This is a genomic window from Herbidospora daliensis, assembly GCF_001570585.1.
GTDB classification, from domain to species: Bacteria; Actinomycetota; Actinomycetes; order Streptosporangiales; family Streptosporangiaceae; genus Herbidospora; species Herbidospora daliensis.
In genome coordinates, this window is the sequence record NZ_BBXF01000002.1 from 1,857,209 (window position 1) to 1,878,403 (window position 21,195).

12 protein-coding genes are annotated in these 21,195 nt (G+C 68.3%); 3 read left to right on the forward strand and 9 right to left on the reverse strand.

The features are described from left to right. Nucleotides 1-19: 19 nt before the first annotated feature. From AW274_RS15140 to AW274_RS15170, 7 genes are all read right to left on the reverse strand, one after another. The gene (locus AW274_RS15140; protein ID WP_062431628.1) at nt 20-2,005 is read right to left on the reverse strand and encodes an alpha-L-rhamnosidase C-terminal domain-containing protein; all 1,986 of its coding nucleotides are present in this window, start codon (nt 2,003-2,005) and stop codon (nt 20-22) included. Between the two features lie 1,303 nt (nt 2,006-3,308). Continuing rightward, entirely contained in the window at nt 3,309-5,339 is a 2,031-nt protein-coding gene (locus tag AW274_RS15145) for a bifunctional rhamnulose-1-phosphate aldolase/short-chain dehydrogenase (RefSeq protein ID WP_062431630.1), read from the reverse strand. Between the two features lie 6 nt (nt 5,340-5,345). Then, nucleotides 5,346-6,503, reverse strand: coding sequence for an L-rhamnose isomerase (gene rhaI / locus AW274_RS15150; RefSeq protein WP_062431632.1), 1,158 nt, complete (start codon nt 6,501-6,503; stop codon nt 5,346-5,348). Between the two features lie 84 nt (nt 6,504-6,587). Then, a complete protein-coding gene (locus AW274_RS15155; RefSeq protein WP_083974190.1) occupies nt 6,588-7,571 on the reverse strand; it encodes a substrate-binding domain-containing protein in 984 nt (327 codons plus the stop codon). A gap of 29 nt (nt 7,572-7,600) precedes the next feature. After that, nucleotides 7,601-8,647, reverse strand: a complete 1,047-nt coding sequence (locus AW274_RS15160; protein WP_062431636.1) for an ABC transporter permease — start codon at nt 8,645-8,647, stop codon at nt 7,601-7,603. Beyond that, the gene (locus tag AW274_RS15165) at nt 8,644-9,621 is read right to left on the reverse strand and encodes an ABC transporter permease (protein WP_062431637.1); all 978 of its coding nucleotides are present in this window, start codon (nt 9,619-9,621) and stop codon (nt 8,644-8,646) included. The genes AW274_RS15160 and AW274_RS15165 overlap by 4 nt, the downstream gene beginning before the upstream one ends. Continuing rightward, the gene (locus AW274_RS15170) at nt 9,618-11,126 is read right to left on the reverse strand and encodes a sugar ABC transporter ATP-binding protein (RefSeq protein ID WP_062431639.1); all 1,509 of its coding nucleotides are present in this window, start codon (nt 11,124-11,126) and stop codon (nt 9,618-9,620) included. The genes AW274_RS15165 and AW274_RS15170 overlap by 4 nt, the downstream gene beginning before the upstream one ends. Before the next feature lie 229 nt (nt 11,127-11,355). Here AW274_RS15170 and AW274_RS15175 point away from each other — a divergent pair, with 229 nt between their 5' ends. From AW274_RS15175 to AW274_RS15185, 3 genes are all read left to right on the forward strand, one after another. Further along, the gene (locus tag AW274_RS15175; RefSeq protein ID WP_062431641.1) at nt 11,356-12,378 is read left to right on the forward strand and encodes a LacI family DNA-binding transcriptional regulator; all 1,023 of its coding nucleotides are present in this window, start codon (nt 11,356-11,358) and stop codon (nt 12,376-12,378) included. Beyond that, entirely contained in the window at nt 12,375-13,802 is a 1,428-nt protein-coding gene (locus AW274_RS15180; protein ID WP_062431643.1) for a rhamnulokinase, read from the forward strand. The genes AW274_RS15175 and AW274_RS15180 overlap by 4 nt, the downstream gene beginning before the upstream one ends. 378 nt (nt 13,803-14,180) lie before the next feature. Then, nucleotides 14,181-17,351 (forward strand): alpha-L-rhamnosidase, encoded by a 3,171-nt coding sequence (locus AW274_RS15185; RefSeq protein ID WP_198169184.1) that lies wholly within the window; start codon nt 14,181-14,183, stop codon nt 17,349-17,351. Nucleotides 17,352-17,475: 124 nt separating this feature from the next. On the opposite strand, the gene AW274_RS15190 is transcribed toward AW274_RS15185, so the two are convergent. Both AW274_RS15190 and AW274_RS15195 read right to left on the reverse strand, forming a co-directional pair. Beyond that, nucleotides 17,476-18,516 carry a LacI family DNA-binding transcriptional regulator gene (locus AW274_RS15190; RefSeq protein WP_157520196.1) on the reverse strand — a complete coding sequence of 347 codons (1,041 nt, stop codon included), beginning with the start codon at nt 18,514-18,516 and terminating at the stop codon, nt 17,476-17,478. A 102-nt stretch (nt 18,517-18,618) separates the two neighbouring features. Continuing rightward, nucleotides 18,619-21,195 (reverse strand): glycoside hydrolase family 78 protein, encoded by a 2,577-nt coding sequence (locus tag AW274_RS15195; protein WP_062431647.1) that lies wholly within the window; start codon nt 21,193-21,195, stop codon nt 18,619-18,621.

Genomic DNA, 21,195 nt, shown 5'->3' on the forward strand with positions numbered 1-21,195 from the left:
TTTCGTCGGGACCGTCGTGTCACCCCGCAGAGCTGAAGGAGAAGGTTCCGCCTCCCACGGTGTAGACGTCGTACAGGCCGCTGCGGCGCAGGAAGGTCGCGCCGGGTGTCAGGGCGGAGCTGGTGGCCGCCGCCGTGGCCAGGGGGACCCAGACCTCGCCGCTGGTGCCGGAAGGGGAGGTGACCTGGAGGTGGAACTGCCGGGTGTTGTCCTGGGCCCATCTGACGGTCAGGGCGCCGCGCGCGGTCGGTGCTGCTCCCTGGGCCCAGGTGACATTGGCCGGGCGGGGCTTGACCTCCCAGGTCGAGTAGCCCGGATTGATCGGCGTCACCCCGAGGAGGGACTCGGTGAGAACCTGGGTCGGACCCGCCGCCCACGCGTGGGCGAGGCTGTCGAATCCCCGGTCGGGCAGGCCGTTGCTCATGACGAACTCCCAGAAGGTGCCGGTGTAGAAGCCGCTGTTCGGATCGACCTGCAGACCCCACAAGCGGCGCAACAGGTCCAGTGCGCCGGCGCTGTCGTCGGCGAGCATGCGTGCCATCAGCTCCCAGGTGTTGTTGAGCGGTTCGATGGTGTGGCCGTAGGGGTCGGCCATGCTTGGGGCCGGTTGGGTGATCTGGCTGCCGTGGGCCTGCCAGCGGTTCTTGAAGTAGGTCAGGATGCCCTGGACGCTGCCCGCCGGGGCGACACCGAGCCGGATGGCGTTCATGTTCGCGTCGAGCGGGAACACGTTGGGCCGGGTGTAGGTGTGCTTGTAGAGGCCCGCGCCGGCGTTCCAGAGCCGGGTGTTGATCGCGGTCTTGAGCGCGGCGGCCTTGGTGGTGTACTCGGTGACCTTGGCCGCGGTGCCGACCTTGCCTTCGAGCCAGATCATGTTCTGCAGCAGTTCGTAGTAGGCGAGGCTGTACTCGGTGACCTCGCCGCTCTGGGTCGTCTGCCAGTAGTCGGGGTCGTTGGTGACCACCAGGCCGTTGGCGTTGAGCCGGGTCGCGTGGTAGGCCGTGGCGGCCTCGAGCCTGGGCAGGAGCGAGGTGATGTACGCGGTGTCGTTCGTGTAGCGGTAGTACTGGACCGCGATGATCGCCGAGTAGGCCGAGTAGGTGACGGCGTAGTCGAAGGCGCCGCATCCCCGGAAGCCGACGGCGCTCGTCAGGCGGCCGTTGTTCGCCTGCAGGTTCATGATCGCGTTGATGGAGCCCTTGACGTACGGGACGCTGTTGGTGCCCAGCGACAGCTGTGCCACCGGGTTGGTGATCAGGAGATCGCCTGACCAGATCGCGCGGTCGCGTTTGGCGCCGTCGAAGATGACCGGCTGGGTGAAGCAGGGGGCGACACCGGCGGGCACCATGTCCATCTGGGTGGTGTAGGCGCCGGCGTACCACATCCTGTTCAGCTGATCGTCGCTGGACATGAACCAGCCCTGGTACTGCGCCGGTCCCGCGCGGTAGGCCTTGAAGTTCAGCCCTGCGGCCGTGAGGCTGACGGTGCCGGCCGTCCTCAGCTCGATCGCGGCGAACCGGAAGCCGCCGCGAAGGCCGCCGGTGTACCTTTGGGCGCCGGTGACGGTCAGGTTGATCTGCGCGCCGCTGTCGTTGACGAACGCGCCGCTGCTGTTGGTGAGGAAGCCGAGGGCCTCGCTGGTCGAGATACGCACCGTGTTCGACGTCGCCGGGGCTCTCGGCGTCGAGGCGGAGACGGTGACGTAGGGCGTGCCGCCGACTTCCTTGCCGAAGTCGAGTACGACGGCCGCCGGCTGGCCTCCGGGCGCGACGGTCAGCACCGCCGAACCGGAGCCCTGACCCGCCAGGACCCCCGCGTTGGTGACGGACCCCTGCGTCCGGACGATGCGTACGGGCCGCACGTCGTCGCTGGACGGTCCTGGCACGAGGCTCTGCCAGTTGGGGTTCGCCGGCCAGGTCGGCAGCGCCGCCGCGAGCGGGCCTCCGGCCGGCAGCATGACCACGACCAGGGCCGTGACGAGGGACACCAGCCCGCCGACGGTCACATACCGACGCTGGTGCTCTACTGCGGGTGCGCCGGATCCACGAATATCCTGCACGGGAATCTCCTCATCGAGACGTACCCGGCCGCCATACGAGTGGAATGCGTCCGGAGGCGGGGCAGAGTTCTTGGGATTTCGAGCATGCTGTCGCCCGCTTTTCGTAGGGGACTGCGCGATGATCAGGGCTTAGCCGCATTGCCGTGAAGGCGAACGAATCAGCTGGGACGCCGTAGGCGGCGTAGTCGTTTTCCACGCCCGGCAAATGTGGCCGTGTGGTGTCGATTCGCCGGGACCTCGAGTGTCGGCTTGGACATCAGCTGCCATTCGGACCGTGCCATGCTTTACGGCATGGTGTGGCTGCCTTTGACGAAGGTGGGATTTCCTACCGGCTTGGGTCAGATGACGATTTACGGTAGGCGGTCGCGCTGTCGGCCTTTCTTATGCCGGCTGACCGGAGGAACCGAGACGCGGCTGCGCACGGCGGATGAGCCGGGTTCCGCCAACAGGCGAAGCTCTTCTGGAAGAAGGCACTCATGGAGAAATGCATGTTGGGACGGTTATCGTCGATGGGACAGGGCTACCAGGAGGGGGCGCTCGCGGGAAATGGCTGCGCCGACCTGGGATCGAGGAACAGCCTATTCCCGCAGACTGGCCTGGCCCACCTCTTATGGATTTCCAGAAGATGTGATCAGGATTCGTCGCGAAGGCCATGTTCATGCGAACAGGAACGTCATCGTCTACGGGGGTGGGGAAGGTTCCACACATCCCTCCTTCTGTGCGTTAAAACGATTTAATCGTTCTGTTACTTTTAACGTAAACGTCACCCGCCCCGTCGTCAAGGGGTGTATTGGATGTCGATTCCCATCCTCATCGTCATGCCCAAAGCCTCGATAGGGAGAACAACCGCATACCGCGACGCTGTTCGAAACGCGGCCATCGTGGCATGGCGATCCAGAAACGCGACTCTATGGAACCTGGGGACACGGCAGCCTGGATGAAGCCGGCGCGGCTACTTGTCTTGGCGAAACAAAGCTGGGTCCGTCGACCGAGGTCGACGGACCCAGCTGGGGCTTTCAGGCACGGGGCCGCGCCGCACGAAGAAGCCATCCCTTACCGCCGCACGAAGAAGCCATTCCTTACCTGCGTGTGCGTCCCCGATCTGGAAATGTTCGCCGAGCGGCAGGGGTGCGCAGCCTCGTGAAGATGCTGCGATCGATAGGCGCGCCGCCGGCGGGATGCAGGCTTCGGCGTGGGTACCGGCGGAGCGCCCGAGGGGTACCGGCGGAGCGCCCGAGGGGTGTCGGTGTTAGCGGAGGAAGGCCGCAGCCACGCCCGCGTCGACGGGGATGTGCAGGCCGGTGGTGTGCGACAGGTCGCCGCCGGTCAGGGCGAACACCGCGTTGGCGACGTGCTCGGGGAGCACCTCGCGCTTCAGCAGTGTGCGCTGTGCGTAGAACTCGCCGAGTTTGTCCTCTTCGACCCCGTACACGGCCGCCCGGTTGGCGCCCCATCCTGAGGCGAAGATGCCTGAGCCGCGCACGACCCCGTCAGGGTTGATGCCGTTGACGCGGATGCCGTGGCCGCCCAGTTCGGCGGCCAGTAGCCGGACCTGGTGGGCCTGGTCGGCCTTGGCCGCGCTGTAGGCGATGTTGTTCGGTCCGGCGAAGATGGAGTTCTTGGAGGAGATGTAGACGATGTCGCCGCCCAGGTTCTGCTCGATCATGATGCGGGCCGCCTCGCGGGAGACCAGGAACGAGCCGCGTGCCATGACGTCGTGCTGCAGGTCCCAGTCGGCGATGGTCGTCTCCAGGAGTGGCTTTGACAACGACAGGCCGGCGTTGTTGACGATCAGGTCGACGCCGCCGAAGGCCAGCACGGCCGCGTTGAGGCCGTTGCGGATGTCGTCCTCGCTGGTCACGTCCGCTGCCACGGCAATGGCGACGTCCGGGGAGCCGAGGCCGGCGGCGATCTTCTGGGCGGCGTCCAGGTCGCGGTCGGCGACGACGACGCAGGCGCCTTCGGCGGCCAGGCGGCGGGCGGTGGCCGCGCCGATGCCCGAGCCGCCGCCGGTCACGAAGGCGATCCTGGTCGCCAGTGGTTTGGGCTTGGGCATGCGCTGGAGCTTGGCCTCCTCCAGCGTCCAGTATTCGATGCGGAACTTCTCCGCTTCGCTGATCGGAATGTAGGCCGAGACCGATTCGGCGCCGCGCATGACGTTGATCGCGTTGAGGTAGAACTCGCCGGCGACTCGGGCGGTCTGCTTGGTGGCGCCGAAGGAGAACATGCCGACGCCGGGGACCAGGACGATCGCCGGGTCGGCCCCGCGCATCGCGGGGGAGCCCTCGACCGCGTGGCGGTCGTAGTAGGCGGCGTAGTCGGCCCGGTAGAGGGCGTGGAGTTCCCGCAGGCGTGCGGCCACGACGTCCAGGGGAGTGTCGGCGGGCAGGTCCAGGACGAGTGGTGAGACTTTCGTGCGCAGGAAGTGGTCGGGGCAGGAGGTGCCCAGGGCGGCCAGGCGGGGGTGTTCGGCGCGGGAGAGGAAGTCGAGCACGACGTCGGCGTCGGTGTAGTGGCCGACCTGCGGCCGGTCGGTCGAGGCCAGGCCGCGGATGAGCGGGAACAGTTCGGCGGCGCGGGCGTGCCTCCGCTCCGGCGGCAGCGGTTCGTAGCCGGGGATGACGGGGCCGAAGGGTTCGGGCCGGCCGTGGGTGGCGAGGTAGGTCTCGGCCAGGCGGATGATCTCCAGCGAGTTCATCTGGCACTCCGCGGAGGTCTCGCCCCAGGCGGTGATGCCGTGGCCGCCCAGGATGACGCCGATCGCGCGCGGGTTCGCCGCCTTGATCGCCGCGATGTCCAGGCCGAGCTGGAAGCCGGGACGCCGCCACGGCACCCATGCCACCCGGTCGCCGAAGATCGCCTGGGTCAGTTCCTCGCCGTCGGCGGCGGTCGCGATCGCGATCCCGCTGTCGGGGTGGAGGTGGTCGACGTGGGCCGCGTCCACCAGGCCGTGCATCGCGGTGTCGATGGACGGCGCCGCGCCGCCCTTGCCGTAGGTGCAGAAGTCGAGGGCTTCGACCATCTCGTCCTCGTGTTCGGCCCCCGGGTAGACGCCGGTCAGCGCCCGCAGGCGGTCGAGCCGGAGCACCGCCAGGCCGGTGGCCGTGAGGGTGCCGAGGTCGCCGCCGGAGCCCTTCACCCACATCAGGTCGACGGGCTGGGCGGTGACCGGGTCGATCTGGCTGCCCTTGGCGGAGGCGTTTCCTCCTGCGTAGTTGGTGTTGCGAGGGTCCGCGCCCAGCTCGTGGCAGCGGTTCAGCAGGTCGTCTACAACGCTCATGGTGGTTCAGGCTCCCCAACCGGCCTGGGTGCCGCCGACACGCTCGGCGACGATCTTGTCGAAGTAGCCCGACGCCTTGTACGCGGCGATCGGGTCGGGGTCCAGGCCGCGCTGCTCCCGCCAGGCGGCGAGCGACGGCCGGACGTCGGTGTTGTACGCGTCCATCAGCACCGCGTTCGCGCCCAGCACGTCACCGCTGTCCTGGGCGGTGCGCAGCGCGACGGCGTCCACGAGCAGTGCCTTGGTGGTGGCTTCCTGCACGTTCATCACCGAGCGGATCTGGCCCTGGATCTTCGGCTCGATGTTGTGGCACTGGTCGAGCATGAAGGCCACCCCGGTCGCCGGGTCGAGGCCGCCGCCCCTGACGACCTCGTACATGATCCGGAAGAGCTGGAACGGGTCGGCCGCGCCGACCATGAGGTCGTCGTCGGCGTAGAAGCGGGAGTTGAAGTCGAACGCGCCGAGACGGCCCGCCCGCAGCAGGGACGCCACGATGAACTCGATGTTCGTGCCGGGCGCGTGGTGGCCGGTGTCGACGCAGACGGTCGCCTTGGGTCCCAGCGCCAGGCAGTGCAGCAGAGAGGTGCCCCAGTCCGGTACGTCGGTGACGTAGAAGGCCGGCTCGAACAGCTTGTACTCCAGCAGAATGCGCTGGTCGTCGCCGAGCCGGGCGTACACCTCGGCGAGGGCCTCGGAGAGCCGGTCCTGGCGGGCCCGGATGTCGTCCTGGCCCGGGTAGTTGATGCCGTCGGAGAACCAGAGCTTCAGGTCACGCGATCCCGTGGCGTCCATGATGTCGACGCATTCGAGCAGGTGGTCGGTGGCCTTGCGGCGGATACGCGGATCGGGGTTGGTGACCGAGCCCAGCAGGTAGTCGTCGTCCTGGAAGACGTTGGCGTTGATCGCACCCAGCCGCACTCCCTGGTCGACCGTGTATTCGGCGAGCAGGGAGTAGTCGGAGACCTTGTCCCAGGGGATGTGCAGGGCCACGGTCGGAGCCGCGCCGGTGAAGGCGTGCACCTGGGCGGCGTCGGCGATCTTCTCGAAGGGGTCGCGCGGCACCCCCTTCTGGGCGAACACCTTGAACCGGGTTCCGGAGTTGGCGTACGCCCATGAGGGCGTCTCGATAGCCAGGTCGTCGAGCCCGGCGGGCAGGTCGGTCATGCTCTCAAATCCCCGCATTCCAGAAGCGTGTGTTTTCGTGGACGGCGGATGAGGCCGGGCGACGCGGCCCCACCCGCCGGTCTGTCAGCCGATGGAGTCGACGTTGGTCTTGTCCACGAGGGTGACGGGGTTGAACACCTCACGCTCGGCGGCGTTGGAGAACTGGATCGGCTGCTTGTTCAGGGCCTGCTCGCCGAGGGTGACGGTCAGGGCGCCCATGGCGGTGGGGTCCTGCGCGACGGTGGCGGCCAGCAGATCGGCCTTGATCGCGGTCAGGGCCTCGGGGTCGGCGTTGAAGCCGACGCTGACGATGTCGGTGACCGGGCTCTTGCCGGCGTCCTTGATGGCGTTGGCGGCGGCCACGCCCATCGGGTCGTTGCAGGAGAACACGCCGGCGACATCGGGGTTGGCCGAGAGGATGTCCTTCATGACCTTGTAGCCCTCTTCGGCCTTGGAGTTGCCGGAGAGCTCCGCGACGACCTTGTACCCGCGCGCTTCGATCTCCTGCTTGAAGCCGGCGTTGCGGCGGGCGGCGTAGGTCGCCGACGGCTCACAGGTGATGGAGGCGACGTTCTTGCTGTCGCCGCCGTTGGCCTGGATCTGCTTGTCCATGAACTCGGCGGCCAGCTTGCCGCCGCCGGCGTTGTCGGAGATGACGATCGCGTCGTACGGGGTCCCGCCGCCGCCGATGTCGTTCACGATCACTGGAACGTTCTCGGCCTTGGCCTTGGCGATGATCGGGCCCAGCGCGGTCGGCTTGAACGGGCTGATGATCAGCAGGTCGACGCCCTGGTCGATGAGCGCGGAGGCGCCGGTGACCATCTCGTTCTCGTCGCTCTTCTCGTCGTGGAGCTTGATGTCCCAGCCCTTGGCCGCGACGGCGTCCTGGGTGCCCTTGGCCATCTTCTGGAAGAACTCGTACTGCATGTCGTAGACGGAGAAGCCCACAGTGATCTTCTTGTCGGCCGGGGGAGCCGAACTCGTGGCCGCGGTCTCGCTGGAGTCCGAGCAGCCGGCGAGGGTCAGCATGCCGAGGAGGGCAAGAGAAACGATCTTCTTCGTGCGCATGTGACGTGTCTTTCTAGGTGGGGGGTCGGTCAGGACGTTGGGCGCAACGCCCTGCGGAAGGAGCCGGGGGCGGCGAAGCGGGTGCGGAGACCGTCGATGGTCAGGGCGACGATGAGGACGAGACCCAGGACGATGCGCTGGTAGGCGGACTCGACACCCTGGCTGACCAGGACTTCGTTCAGGACGCTCACGAGGAAGACGGCGGAGAAGGTGCCGATGAGGGTGCCCTTGCCGCCCTTGAGGGCGGTGCCGCCGAGGACGACGGCGGCGATCACCTTGAGCTCGAAGCCGTCCTGGGCGGACCCGTCGGCGGTCCACACCCGGGTGATGTAGGTCAGTGCGGCGATCCCCACGGTCAGACCGACCAGGACGAACACGAACAGCCTGATCCGGGTGTCGGAGATGCCGCAGAACCGGGCGGCCGACGGTGACGACCCGTAGGCGAGGGTGCGGCGGCCGATCGCGGTCCGGCGCATCAGCACCCAGCCCGCCGCGAACACGGCGACCATGATGAGGAAGGGCACCGGCAGCCCGGCGAGGTTGAGGCTGCCGATCTTGGCGAACGGTGAGTCGACGTGCTCGTAGGGCAGGGTCTGGGGGCCGTCCTGGGTGAGCAGGTAGGCGATTCCCCGGAAGACGAACAGCGAGCCCAGGGTCGCCACGAAAGGCGGAACCTTGAGCTGGGTGATCAGGCCGGCGTTCACCAGGCCGCACAGCAGGCCCGTGGTGATCGCGGCCGCGACGGCCGCCGCCGTCCCCCCTCCGTTGAACGCCATCAGGGTGACCACGCTGGTGAGCGCGAGCTGGCCGCCCACCGACAGGTCGAAGGCGCCGCTGGCGATGGCGAAGGTCATGCCGACGGCGACGATGCCGACGTAGGCGCTCTCGCGCAGGACGGACTGCAGGTTCTCGATCTCCAGGAAGCCGGGCGCGACGGCCGGCGTACACAGGAGCAGGAGGATGAGGAGTGCGGTGACTCCCCAGGTGTCCCACAACCGGCCCAGGGAGACCTTCGGCGATCTGCTGCCGGTGACAGGCTGTTCCGCGGGCTTCTGGGTCGTCGTCTGGGTGCTCATGCCGCACTCTCCTGGACCCTCGCCGGGACCCGGTTCGGTTTCGTTCCGCGCTTCTCCCGGCGGCGCAGAGCCAGCAGCGCCAAGGCCGCGATCAACAGCAGTCCCACGCTGATGCGCTGGTAGGCCGGGGGCGTGTTGAGCAGGTTCAGGCCGTTCCTGATCGTCTCGATCATCACCGCGCCCAGAACGGTGCCGATGACCGAGGCCCGGCCGCCGAGAAGGGCCGTGCCGCCCAGGACCACGACCGTGATCGCGTCGAGTTCGAAGCCGAGCCCGAGCTGGCCGTTGCCCTTCTGGAGCTGGCTGGAGATCAGCAGACCCCACAACCCGCCGGACAGGCCGACCAGGACGTAGACGGCGATCCGGATGCGGTCGACCGGCAGCCCCGACATCCGGGCGGCGTCACGGTTGGACCCGATCGCGCAGACCCAGCGGCCGAACCGGGTCCGGTTGATCGTCCACCAGCCCAAGGCGGCGACCACGACTGCCAGCACGATCGGCATGGGGATGCCGAGCGGGCGGCCCGCGACCAGGTACTTCAGGCCTGGTGAGCTGACGATCTGGTCGTGCCCGTCGGTGTAGGCCAGAGACGCGCCACGGACGATCACCATCGTCGCCAACGTGGCGATGAACGGGGTCACTCCGAGTTTGGTGATGACCAGCCCGTTGGCCAGGCCGATGAGCGCGCCGACGCCGAGCGCCGCGATCAGCGAGAAGGCCAGGGACTGCCCGGCGATGAGCGCGCTGCAGCAGGCGACCCCGGCCAGAGAGACCGTCGAGCCGATCGACAGGTCGAACTCGCCCATCGCCAGGCAGAAGGTCATGGCGATGCCCGGGATCGCGAGGATCGCGGCCGCCACCAGGACGTTCTCGAGGTTTCCCGCGCTGAGGAAGGTGTCGGTGGTGATGGCGAGGATCGCCGCCACCAGGACGAGCGGTACCAGCAACGGCACCTTCTTGATCGTGTTGATCATCGTTTGCTCCGCTCCTCGGAGAAGATGCGGCGCCCGGTCGTCGCGCAGGCCACGACGTTCTCCTCGGTCCGGTCATCTCCGGTGAGGTGCCCGACGATCTCGCCGCCGGCCATGACGTAGACGCGGTCGCTGACGCCGAGAAGCTCGGGCAGGTCGCTGGAGACCATGAGCACCGCCGCTCCGTCGCCGGTGAGAAGGTTGATCAGCCGGTGGATCTCGGCCTTGGCGCCGATGTCGACGCCCCGGGTCGGCTCGTTGAGCAGCAGGAGCCTGCCGCCCGGGGCGAGCGCGCGGCCGAGCAGGACCTTCTGCTGGTTGCCGCCGGAAAGCTGGCCGATGAGCTGGTCGGGGCCGGTCGCCTTGACGTTGAGCCGCCGGTGGTAGCCGGCGTACACGTCGGTCTCCTTGGCCGGTGCTATCAATCGGGTGACCGCGCTGCGGACCCTGTCCAGGATGGAGATCGTCAGGTTGTGGCGAATGGACAGGTCGGGCAGGTTGCCGGCCGCCTTGCGGTCCTCGTGCAGGAACCCGATGCCCCGGGCCATGGCGTCGCCGGGGTCGCGGGGCCTGAAGGGTTCGCCGTTCAGCGCCATGGTCCCGGAGTCGACGCCCAGCGCGCCGAAGATCAACTGCGACAGCTCGGGCTGGCCGGCCCCGGCGATGCCTCCGATGCCGACGACCTCTCCGGCCCGGATCGTCAGGGAGACGTCTCGCAACCGCCGTCCGGCGCTGACGTCCGTCAGTTCGAGCACGACCTCTCCGCCGCCGACCTGGTCTCGGTGGAAGACCGATTCGACGTCGCGGCCGACCATGTGGCGGACCAGTTCGTCGGGATCGGTTTCGGTGATGTCGCAGGTGCGGATGTGCTTGCCGTCGCGAAGGACGGTGACCCGGTCGGCCAGGGCGAAGACCTCGTCGAGGCGGTGGCTGACGTAGACGACGCTGCGACCTTCTTCGCGCAGCCGCCGGACGACGTCCAGTAGCCGCGTGACCTCGTCGGCCGACAGCGCGGCGGTCGGTTCGTCCATGACGATGATCCGGCCGTCGACAGACAGCGCCTTGCAGATCTCGACGAGCTGCTGCTCGGAGACGGTCAGATCCCCGACCGTGGCGGTGGGGTCGATGCGAACTCCCAGACCCTCGAACAGTTCGCTGGTCCGACGGTTGATCGCGGAGTACCGGATGCCTCTGGAGATCCCGCTATGGGGTTCCCGGCCGGAATAGACGTTCTCCGCGACCGTCAGGTCGGGATAGAGATTGAACTCCTGGTAGATGACGGCGATGCCGGCCGCGAGCGCGTCGGCGGGCCGTCGGGGGCGGTAGTGGTCCCCGGCCAGCCGCACCTCGCCGGAGCTCGGGCGATGGACACCGCCCAGGACTTTCAACAGCGTCGACTTGCCGGCCCCGTTCTCGCCGACGAGGGCGTGTACCTCGGCGGGCCGGATGTCGAAGCGCACCGAGTCCAGCGCTCGGATGCCGGGGAACTCGACGGTGAGGTCGTTCACCTCGAGCAGTGCTCGATCGCCCCGGGGAGGGGGGTCGCTTCCCATGTTCCCTCACGCCCTCTTATGAAGAAAAAACGTTTTAATAAATCGTGTCTGGAGGAACGTAGATCTAACTCCGATGACTCGTCAAGGGTGCAGTTTTGCGGCGTGAGATCTATTGACACGTTTCAATCGGACCGCCACAGTGTGGCGAGCATCGCTGCTCTGCCGAGTCCTTGTGAGGTCACCCGTGCCAAGATCCGAAACCGGTTCGCGTGACGTGACGGTCGGCATCAAGGAGGTCGCCCAGCAGGCCGGAGTCTCACCCGGGACCGTCTCCAACGTGCTGAACCGGCCCGAACGGGTGGCTCCTGAGACACGGGCGCGGGTTCAGCGGGTCATCAAGGAACTGGGATTCGTGCGCAACGGTTCGGCCTCCAGCCTGCGGGCCGGTCATGGCCGGATCGTCGGGCTGATGCTGCTCGACCTGGGGAACCCGTTCTTCGCCGAAGTGGCCCGCGGCGTGGAGGACCTGATGAGCGAACGCGACTACGGCGTGATCCTCTGCGGGTCGGCGAGTCAGGCGGGGCGTGAGGCCCGCAACATGCGGATGCTCGCCGAGCAGCAGGTACGCGGTGTCCTGGTCACCCCCGTGAGTGACAGCCGAGGGACCCCGGCGCTGCTGCGGGAACGGGGCATACCCACGGTCCTGCTCGACCATCCGGCCACTCGCGGCGATCAGTGCTCGGTCACGGTCGACGACGTGACCGGCGGCTGGCTGGCCGTCAACCACCTGCTGGAACGCGGCGCCCGCGACATCGTGTTCCTCGGCGGGCCGCTGACCATCCGGCAGAACGCCGACCGGCGCAAGGGCGCTCTCCGGGCGTTGCGGGAGGCCGGCGCGGGGACGCTGCGTGAGGTGATCGTCGACGAGATGAACTCACGCGCCGGCCATGAGGCGGCGGAGCGGCTTCTCGCCGAACTGCCCGACGCGGTCTTCTGCGCCAACGACCTGCTCGCCATGGGGGTGCTGCGGGTCTTCCTCCAGCAGGGGGTCAGGGTCCCGGGCCGGGTCCTGGTCGTCGGCTACGACGACATCGAATACGCCGTGGCTTCGGCGGTTCCGCTGACTTCGGTCCGTCAGCCGCCCTACAAGCTCGGCCGGATCGCCGCGAAACTGCTGCTCGACGAGTGCGACAACCCGGGAGAGCACGCTCATCAGCAGATCATGTTCCAGCCCGAGCTGATCATCCGGGAGTCGACGAGCCGATGAGCGCCACCATCGCCGCGGTCGATCTCGGCGCCTCCAGCGGTCGCGTCATCAGCGCCGAGGTCGACGACGGCAAACTGGACATCACCGCGATCCATCGTTTCCCGAACCGGTCCGTCCGGGTGAGCGGAACCCTGCACTGGGACATCCTGGGCCTGTACGCCGACGTCCTGGACGGGCTGCAGCGCATCGACACCGCTCGCCTCGACTCGCTGGGCATCGACTCGTGGGCCGTCGACTACGGGCTCCTCGACCGGAACGGCCGGCTGATCGGCAATCCGGTCCACTACCGGGACGAACGCACGGCCGCCGTCATCGAGCGAGTACACCGCCAGGTCTCCCCGCAGCGCCTCTACGAGGTCACCGGCCTGCAGCATCTCCCCTTCAACACCCTCTACCAACTGGCCGCCGAACCGTTCCTGGCGCAGGCCGAGACCCTGCTGCTCATCCCTGATCTGATCTCGTTCTGGCTGACCGGGCAGCGGGGCGCCGAACTGACGAACGCCTCGACCACGGGCCTGTACGACACGAGCCGTGGGACCTGGTCGGATGAACTGATCGCGGCATTGTCGCTGCCGGCCGGCATCTTCCCCGAACTACGCGCACCCGGCGCACCCGCCGGACGGCTCCTCCCCGGCGCCGGAGCCTTCAGCGGAACCCCCGTCACCACGGTGGCCTCTCACGACACCGCCTCTGCCATCGCGGCGGTACCCGCCACGGGTCCGGACTTCGCCTACATCTCCTGCGGCACCTGGTCCCTGGCCGGAGTGGAGACGACCGCGCCGATCCTCACCGAGGCCGCGCGGGCCGCGAACTTCACCAACGAGACCGGCGTCGACGGGACCATCCGCCACCTGCGCAACATCATGGGACTGTGGCTGCTGTCGGAGTCGCTGCGCGCCTGGAAGGTCGCCCCCGCTGACCTCGGCGCGCTTCTCGATCAGGCCGCCGGCCTGCCTGCGCTGCGCAGCGTCGTCGACCCCAACGACCCCGCCTTCCTGCCCCCCGGCGACATGCCCTCTCACATCGCCCGGCGTTGTGCCGAGACAGGCCAGCCCGTTCCCGGCACCAAGGCCGAGGTCGTCCGCTGTGTGATGGACAGCCTCGCGCTCGGCCACCGCGCCGCGATCCGCCAGGCCCTCGCGTTGTCCGGACAGCGGGCCGACGTCATCCACATCGTCGGAGGCGGCGCCCAGAACGCGCTCCTCTGCCAGCTCACCGCCGACGCCACGGGCATCCCCGTCGTGGCCGGGCCGGTCGAGGCGACCGCTCTGGGGAACATCGGGATTCAAGCCCGATCCCTCGGTCTCATCCCCAGCCTGCCCTCCCTTCGATCTCTCATCTCAGCGACACAGCCCTTGCACCACTACGAACCACAGGGTTCCGCGGCCTCCTGGAACGAGGCCGCCGACCGGACCTCTGTTTAAGCGAAAACGCAATTCCATTCGGCGATATATGGGCGCCGAATGGCGCTTCGGCATGTCCGCATTCGAATGCAAATGATTCCGGAATTCGGTCTTGACGCTCACCAATGAAACGCTTAGGTTGATTGATGAGCACATTAAAACGATTTAATACACACCGGGAACGTCGGTGTCCGCGGCCCGGGTCTCCGCCGACACCGACCTCCCAGCCTGGGGACTCCTTCCTGGCAGCCCTCGGCTTCATCGGGGATCGACCCACCGATTTCGCTCAGCAACGGAACATCTGCGAACTGGCATTCAACAGCCGGACCCGATGATTTCCGACTGGAAATGGAAGGAGCAGCCATGCCGGTGAACAGAAATTCACGGCGCACTCTGGCGATGGGTCTTGCCATCGCCGTGGTCGCGCCGTTCATGGTCACCAACACCCCTGCCGTCGCCGCGGCGCCGGGAGGAAACGTCGAAGTCGAACGGCTCGGCGTGGACGGCCGGTATGACAACCCGCTCGGGCTGGACGACGTGCAGCCGGTCCTCAGCTGGCAGTTCGCCGAGACCTCACAGGCCCGGTCGCACGCCTGCCACCAGCCCGGCGCCGTCGTGGCCTGCCCCGGCGACAAGCAGACCGCCTACGAGGTGCAGGCGGCCGAGTCGGCGGAGAAGCTGGCCGCGGGTGACCTGATCTGGACCACGGGCCGGGTGCGGAGCGCGGACCAGCGGGTCATCTTCCGGGGAACGCTCCACTCCCGGCAGTCCGTCTTCTGGCGCGTCAAGGTGTGGGACGCCGACGAGCAGGAGTCCGCCTGGTCGACGCCGGCCCGATGGACCGTCGGTCTGCTGGAGCAGAGCGACTGGGGCCAGGCCCGCTGGATCGACTTCCCCGACCGCACCGAGAACCAGCCGCTGCCGATCTTCGCGCGGCAGTTCCAGATCCCGGCGAACAAGCAGGTCGCCGACGCGCGCCTCTACCTGTCGGGCGTCGGTCTGCACCACACCACGATCAACCGGCAGGAACTGACCGACGAGGTGCTCGCGCCGGGCAACTCCAACTACCAGTTGTCCAGCGAGTACCGCACCTACGACATCACCAAGGCGCTGCGCTCGGGCGACAACACCATCGGCGTGCAACTCGGCAACGGCCCCGCCTACGTCCGCCGCAGCGTGACCAACCCGGCCGTAGGCCGCACCTCGCCCTACTCCTGGTGGCAGAGCCAGCCCAAGGGGAACGGCACGCTGACCGCCGACGTCGCGGTCGGCGCGACGAACGTCAAGGTCGACAGCGTCGCCAACTACCACGTCGGCGGCACCGTCAACGTCGACACGGGCCAGGGCGGTGACCGCCTGGAGTCCAGGACGATCACCGCGATCGGCACCGCCGGAGCGGCCGGGACCGGCATCACCTTCACTCCCGCCCTGTCGATCGCCCACCCCACCGGCGCGAAGGTGACCGGCTCGGGCAACAACCTCGCGGCCAGCGACGCCTCCGCCGGCGCCGCTGTGACCCCGCGCCTCATCGGCCGCGTCGAGATCGACTACAGGGACGGCACCTCCGACACGATCGTCACCGACCGGTCGTGGCGGACCGCGCTGGGCCCGCTCGTCACCGACGCGTGGTACTCGGGTTCGGACTACGACGCCCGCAAGGAGCAGCCGGGCTGGGACAAGCCCGGCTCGAACCTGACCGCGACGGCCAAGCGCCGTGACGGCTCGCCCACCGGTTGGGTCAGCGCCGGGATCGCCCCGCCGCCGAACCTGGCCACCAAGCTGGTCGCCCGGACCGCCGACCCCGTCCGCGAGCAGGAGACCTTCAAGCCGATCTCGGTGACCAACCCCGTACCGGGCACCTGGGTCTTCGACTTCGGCCAGAACATCGTCGGATGGCCGAAGCTCAACCTCGAGCAGGTTCCCGCGGGCACAGCGGTGAAGATGCAGCCGGCGGAGTCGCTCAACGCCAACGGCACCGTCAACTCCTCGTCCCTGATGGGCGGCGGCACCTCACGCGGCACCAACCTCTTCAACACCTACACGGCCTACGGCGCCGCCGAGGGCGAGGTCTGGCACCCGAACTTCAACTACTTCGGCATGCAGTGGGTCCAGGTCACCGGCCTGCCCGAGGGCTACACCCCCACGGCCGACCTGATCACCGGCGTCCGCCTCCAGGCCGACACCGCCCAGGTCAGCGAGTTCAGCAGCTCCAACGCGCGGGTCAACCGCATCCACAAGATGGCGCGGTACTCCTTCGCCGGGAACATCATGTCGGTCTTCACCGACTGCCCCGGCCGCGAGAAGCTCTCCTACCCCGCCGACTACACCATGCCGATGGGCTCCATCCACCGGAACTTCGACCTCGACGCCTTCATGCGAACGACGATGCGCCACCTCGTCGAAGGGCAGTCGGTCGCGGACACGTCCATGGCCGGAAACGTCGCGCTCAAGACGCCGGTCTACGACTGGGGCTACACCGGCCAGTTCGGTGACGAGATCAACTGGGGCAACGCGATCATCCTGGTCCCGAGCATGTTGTACGAGTACTACGGCGACACCCGGACGATGGCGCAGTACTACCCGCAGATGGTGAAGTTCGTCGACTACATCCAGCGCCAGAAGGTCGGCACCGGCGCCAACGCCAACATCGTCAACGCCGCCCTCGCCGACTGGGTCTCCGCCGAGCAGACCTCGGGCCGGATCACCGGCACCTGGGGCTACTACATCATGATCACCAAGATGGCCGAGATGGCCCAGGTCCTTGGCAACAGCGCCGACGTGGCCAAGTGGACCCAGCTCGCCGCCGACATCAAGACCTCCTACAACCAGGCGTTCTTCAACGACTCGCTGGGCTACTACACCGCCAACGGCAACGCCGGCACCACCGGCGCCACCCAGGCGGCCCAAGCCCTCGCGCTCGACGCGGGCCTGGTGCCCGAGGGCAAGCGCGAGAGCGTGCTGAACGCCCTGGTCGCCAACGTCTACGCCTTCCACCCGAGCGGCGACGGCCCGCACTTCAGCGGCGGCACCATCGGCATGGCGCCGACCGTGCGCGCGCTGATGAACGGTGACCGCGACGACGTTCTGTGGGACCTCATCCAGGAGGACGAGCAGCCCAGCTACGGCTTCTTCATGGAGTCCACGACCGCCAACCCCGGCGGCATGACGACCATGGGTGAGCGCTGGAACCGCGGCGACTCCAAGAACCACATGATCCTCGCCCAGATCGAGGAGTGGTTCCAGTCCGGCCTGGCCGGCATCAAGGCGGCCCCCGGCTCGATCGCCTACAGCAAGCTGGTCATCCAGCCCAAGCCGGTGGGCGACCTGACGAGCGCCGAGTCGAGCTACGCCACGCCGCACGGCCTGACCAAGAGCTCCTGGACCAAGGAAGGCGACCGGTTCAAGCTCAAGGTGACGATCCCGACGAACACCACGGCGGAGATCCGGGTGCCGAAGACCGGCACCCAGACGATCGTCGCGCCGTCGCGGGCGACGTTCGTCAAGAACGAGGGCGGCTACGCCGTCTACACGGTTCCCTCCGGCGCCGACTTCGTCTTCGTCGCCAGGTAGCCGGTTCGCCTGACAAGCACCCGCTAGGGGCGCCACGGAATGTGGCGTCCCTAGTCGTGTTGAGAGGGGCGCCGAATGCCGACCCGCCGCGCGAATAGCCGTCGCGGCGAGCGCCTCTGACTTCTTAGACGGCGAAGGGCGGAGGCGCGGTCGATCGGCGGGCGACGAGTTTCGGCGCCACGGAGTAGCGCGCCGCCGATGTCCGTCCCTCGATGCGCTCCAGCAGCAGTCTGCCCGCCGTGCGGCCCATGGAGAAGCCGTCCTGGTCGACGCTGGTCAGGTTGATGTTCGGCAGGGCGGCCAGCAGGGTGTTGTCGTAGCCGGAGATCGAGATGTCCTCCGGCACTCTGAGGCCGGCCTCGTGGATGGCGGCCAGGGCGCCGATCGCCGCCTGGTCGGCGCCGGCGAAGATCGCGGTGGGACGAGGAGACCGGCTCAGCAGCTCGCGGGCTCCGTCGTAGCCGCCCTGCTCCGAATAGAAGGTGGTCGCGACCGCGATCCCGTCTTCGAGACCGTGCTCGCGCATCACCCGCTTGTAGGTCTCGGCTCTTATCATGTGCAGCAGATCGGTCGGCTGAGCGATCGCGTTGTCCTGGTGCGTGATGTGCCCGATGCGGCGGTGTCCCAGCTCGATCAGGTGGTTGACGACCAGTTCGGCCCCTGTCTGGTCGTCGTCGTACACCGAGTCGTAGACGGTCGATCTTTCGTGGCGTGCCAGCACGACGAACGGCCGTTCCCTCGCCACCTCTTCCATGCGGTTCTTCGAGGCGAGGGGGGCGACGGCGATGATGCCGTCCACCTGACGGTCGAGCAGGGCCTCGACGGCCTCCTTCTCGGCCTTACGCGTGGTGCCGCCCTGCACCATGATCGCCTGGTAGCCGGTGCCGTCGAGATTCTCGTAGAGGCCGTCGAGGATGTCGGCGAAGAAGGGGTTGCGTATGTGCGGGAGGACCACGCCGATGGTGAAGGTGCGGCCACGCATGCCCCGGGCCGCCGCCTGCGGCCGATAGCCCAGTTCCGCGATCGAGGCCTGGATCCGGCTTCGGGTCACGGCACTGACGCCGTCGGCGTTGCGTATCACCTTGGAGACGGCGGTGGTGGACACCTGGGCGTGGCTGGCCACGTCGGCGATCGTCACGCGCCGCCGCGGGTGCTGCGTGGCCATGGAAGTCCTCCTGAAAACGTTTATTCGATCACGAGTCGGGTGTCGTGCAAAGACGCCACCCATCGGCGGTCCAGCTCTGCCACGAACGTTCGGGTCGGGACATCACCAGCGATCGAGTCCTGCTCCGGCCACGTGGAAGACATGCCGGCCGGATCCGACCTCGATCGGCTCTGGTTCGGCGGGGAGATGGATGTCAGCGCGGGTATTGGGCGGAACCGTCACCTCCACGGTGAAGCCGTCGTCGTCGGATGACCAGCTCACCTCCGCGCGCCCATAGGGGGTCTCGTGCCGGGCAAGGGCACGGGTGAGACCGCCGCCCGGAATCGGCCGTACCGTCAGGCGGCGATAGCCGGGTTCGGCCGGAGCCAGACCGGCGATGGTGCGGTGCATCCAGTCGGCGACCCCGCCCAGGGCGTAGTGGTTGAACGAGGTCATCTCGCCGGGGTTGACGCTGCCGTCGGGCAGCATGCTGTCCCAGCGTTCCCAGATCGTGGTCGCGCCCATGGTCACCGCGTACAGCCATGATGGGCATTCGGTCTGCAGCAGCAGTCGGTAGGCGTCGTCGACGGCGCCGACGTCGGTGAGGGCGTCGCAGATCAGCGGGGTGCCGACGAATCCGGTTCCGATACGGTGACCGTTCGCCTGGACGAGCTCGGCCAGCCGTCGGCCCGCGTACGCGCGCCGCTGCTCGCCGACCACCAGGCCGAACCGGAGGGCCAGGGCGTAGGCCGTCTGGGAGTCGCCGGCGACTTTCCCCTCCGCCGTCGTGTAGGCGGCGTCGAACGCGGTGACGACCTGGTCGGCCAGGTCGTGGTAGCGCGCCGCGTCCTCCGCCAGGTCGAGCAGCGTCGCCGTCTCGGCGACCAGGCGGGCCGAGTACGCCAGATAGGCGGTCGCCACCAGGCCGGGGTCGGTCTGCGCCTCGAAGGGGCGCTCGGGTGGTGCCGTCGGGTCGAGCCAGTCGCCCAGTTGCGGGCCGGTGTCCCACAGCCGGGTCTCCCCGGCCAGGCCGGCGATCTGATCCACCCAGGCGGTCATGCTGGCGTACTGCGTGCGGAGCAGGCCGAGGTCTCCGCTCCGCTGATGGAGTACCCACGGCACGACGACCGCCGCATCACCCCATGCCGCCGTCGGCGGTATCTCCCGGAACGGGTCGAGCGAGATCCACGGGACGTACAGGGGCACGGTGCCGAGTTGTTTTTGTTCGGCCGCGAGGTCGGCCAGCCATGAGGAGAGCGATCCGGCACAGTCGTAGAGGAAGGCCGCAGTGGGCGTGAACACCTGGATGTCGCCCGTCCAGCCGAGCCGCTCGTCCCGCTGCGGGCAGTCGGTCGGCAGGTCGACGAAGTTGCCCCGCATGCTCCACACGACGTTCTCGTGCAGGCGGTTCAGCCGCGGGTCGGACGACTCGAAGTAGCCGGTCCGGCGCAGGTCCGTGTGGCACACGACGGCGACGACGTCGCCGGGATCGAGGTCGCCGGGCCATCCGTCGACCTGGGCGTAGCGGAACCCGTGGACGGTGAAGCGCGGCTCCCACTCCTCGACGCCGTCGCCCTTGAGGGTGTAGGCGTCGTGTGCGGCGGCGTGCCTGAGGGGGCGCAGTGCCAGGGCGCCGTTCTTCTCGAGGACCTCCGCGTGACGCAGCGAGACCGTGTGCCCGGCGGGACCCTGAACGCGGATGCGCAGGCGGCCGGCGAGGTTCTGGCCGAAGTCGAGGATCGTCTCACCGTCCGGCCCGGTGAGGGCGGCGACGGCCGAGATCGTCTCGATCCTGCGGACGGGCGGGCCGGTCGGAGCGACGAGCAGCGCCCGGTCGTGGGACAGGAGCTCGGCCGGGTGCCAGTTCGCGTCGTCGAAGCCAGGTGAGGACCAGCCGGGAACGTGCCGGCGGGCGTCGTGGTGCTCGCCGTCGTAGAGACCGGCGGAGGTCACCGGGCCGGGGGCGCTGCGCCAGCCGTCATCGGTTCCCACCGTGTCCCGGCTGCCGTCGGTGTACGTGATCTCCAGCTGGGCGATCAGCGCGGTTCGGTCGCCGTAGATGCCGGAGACGCCTCCGTGAAACCCGTACCGGCCGGTGTACCAGCCTTCGGCCAGCGTGGCGCCGATGACGTTGTCGCCCTCCCGGACCAGTTCGGTGACGTCGTGGGTGCGGTAGCGCAGCCGATGGTGGTAGCTGCTCCAGCCCGGGGGCAGCACGTCGTCGCCCACACGGGCGCCGTTGACCTCGACTTCGTAGACGCCGTGGGCGGAGACGTACAGGCGGGCCGAAACGATGTGGGCCCTCGCCCGGAAATCGCGTCGTAGCAGTGGCGCTCCACTGAGCAGCTCGCGGGGAGGCGCGACGGCGCCCGCCTGCCAGTCGGACGGTTCCAGCAGCCCCGCCTCGACCTCCGACCACGGACTCCAGCCGCTCGCGGAGCCGTCCTGGCCGGTCACCCGCACTCGTACACCCAGACGTTCGCGTGAGCGCAACGGCCGACGCGGCCAGGGCGCCAGCACGGAGTCGCCGGAAGCCACGTGGATTGCCGTGCCGTCGCTGAATTCGAGGTCGTAGGCCTGCTGCAGCCATCCGGCCAGTTCGGTGCGGACCACCCAGGACAACCGGGGGGCGGCTTCGCCGATGCCGAGGGGATCACGATGGTGTTCGAAGGTGACCGGGTCGACGTGCAGAGAGGTCAT

What these genes read in the sequence shown, in the direction of transcription:
- AW274_RS15145 (WP_062431630.1), bottom strand. Translation starts at nt 5,339, where the DNA reads ATGAGCGTTGTAGACGACCTGCTGAACCGCTGCCACGAGCTGGGCGCG.
- rhaI (WP_062431632.1), bottom strand. Translation starts at nt 6,503, where the DNA reads ATGACCGACCTGCCCGCCGGGCTCGACGACCTGGCTATCGAGACGCCC.
- AW274_RS15155 (WP_083974190.1), bottom strand. Translation starts at nt 7,571, where the DNA reads ATGCGCACGAAGAAGATCGTTTCTCTTGCCCTCCTCGGCATGCTGACC.
- AW274_RS15160 (WP_062431636.1), bottom strand. Translation starts at nt 8,647, where the DNA reads ATGAGCACCCAGACGACGACCCAGAAGCCCGCGGAACAGCCTGTCACC.
- AW274_RS15165 (WP_062431637.1), bottom strand. Translation starts at nt 9,621, where the DNA reads ATGATCAACACGATCAAGAAGGTGCCGTTGCTGGTACCGCTCGTCCTG.
- AW274_RS15180 (WP_062431643.1), top strand. Translation starts at nt 12,375, where the DNA reads ATGAGCGCCACCATCGCCGCGGTCGATCTCGGCGCCTCCAGCGGTCGC.
- AW274_RS15185 (WP_198169184.1), top strand. Translation starts at nt 14,181, where the DNA reads ATGGGTCTTGCCATCGCCGTGGTCGCGCCGTTCATGGTCACCAACACC.
- AW274_RS15190 (WP_157520196.1), bottom strand. Translation starts at nt 18,516, where the DNA reads ATGGCCACGCAGCACCCGCGGCGGCGCGTGACGATCGCCGACGTGGCC.
- AW274_RS15195 (WP_062431647.1), bottom strand. Translation starts at nt 21,195, where the DNA reads ATGACCTCTCTGCACGTCGACCCGGTCACCTTCGAACACCATCGTGAT.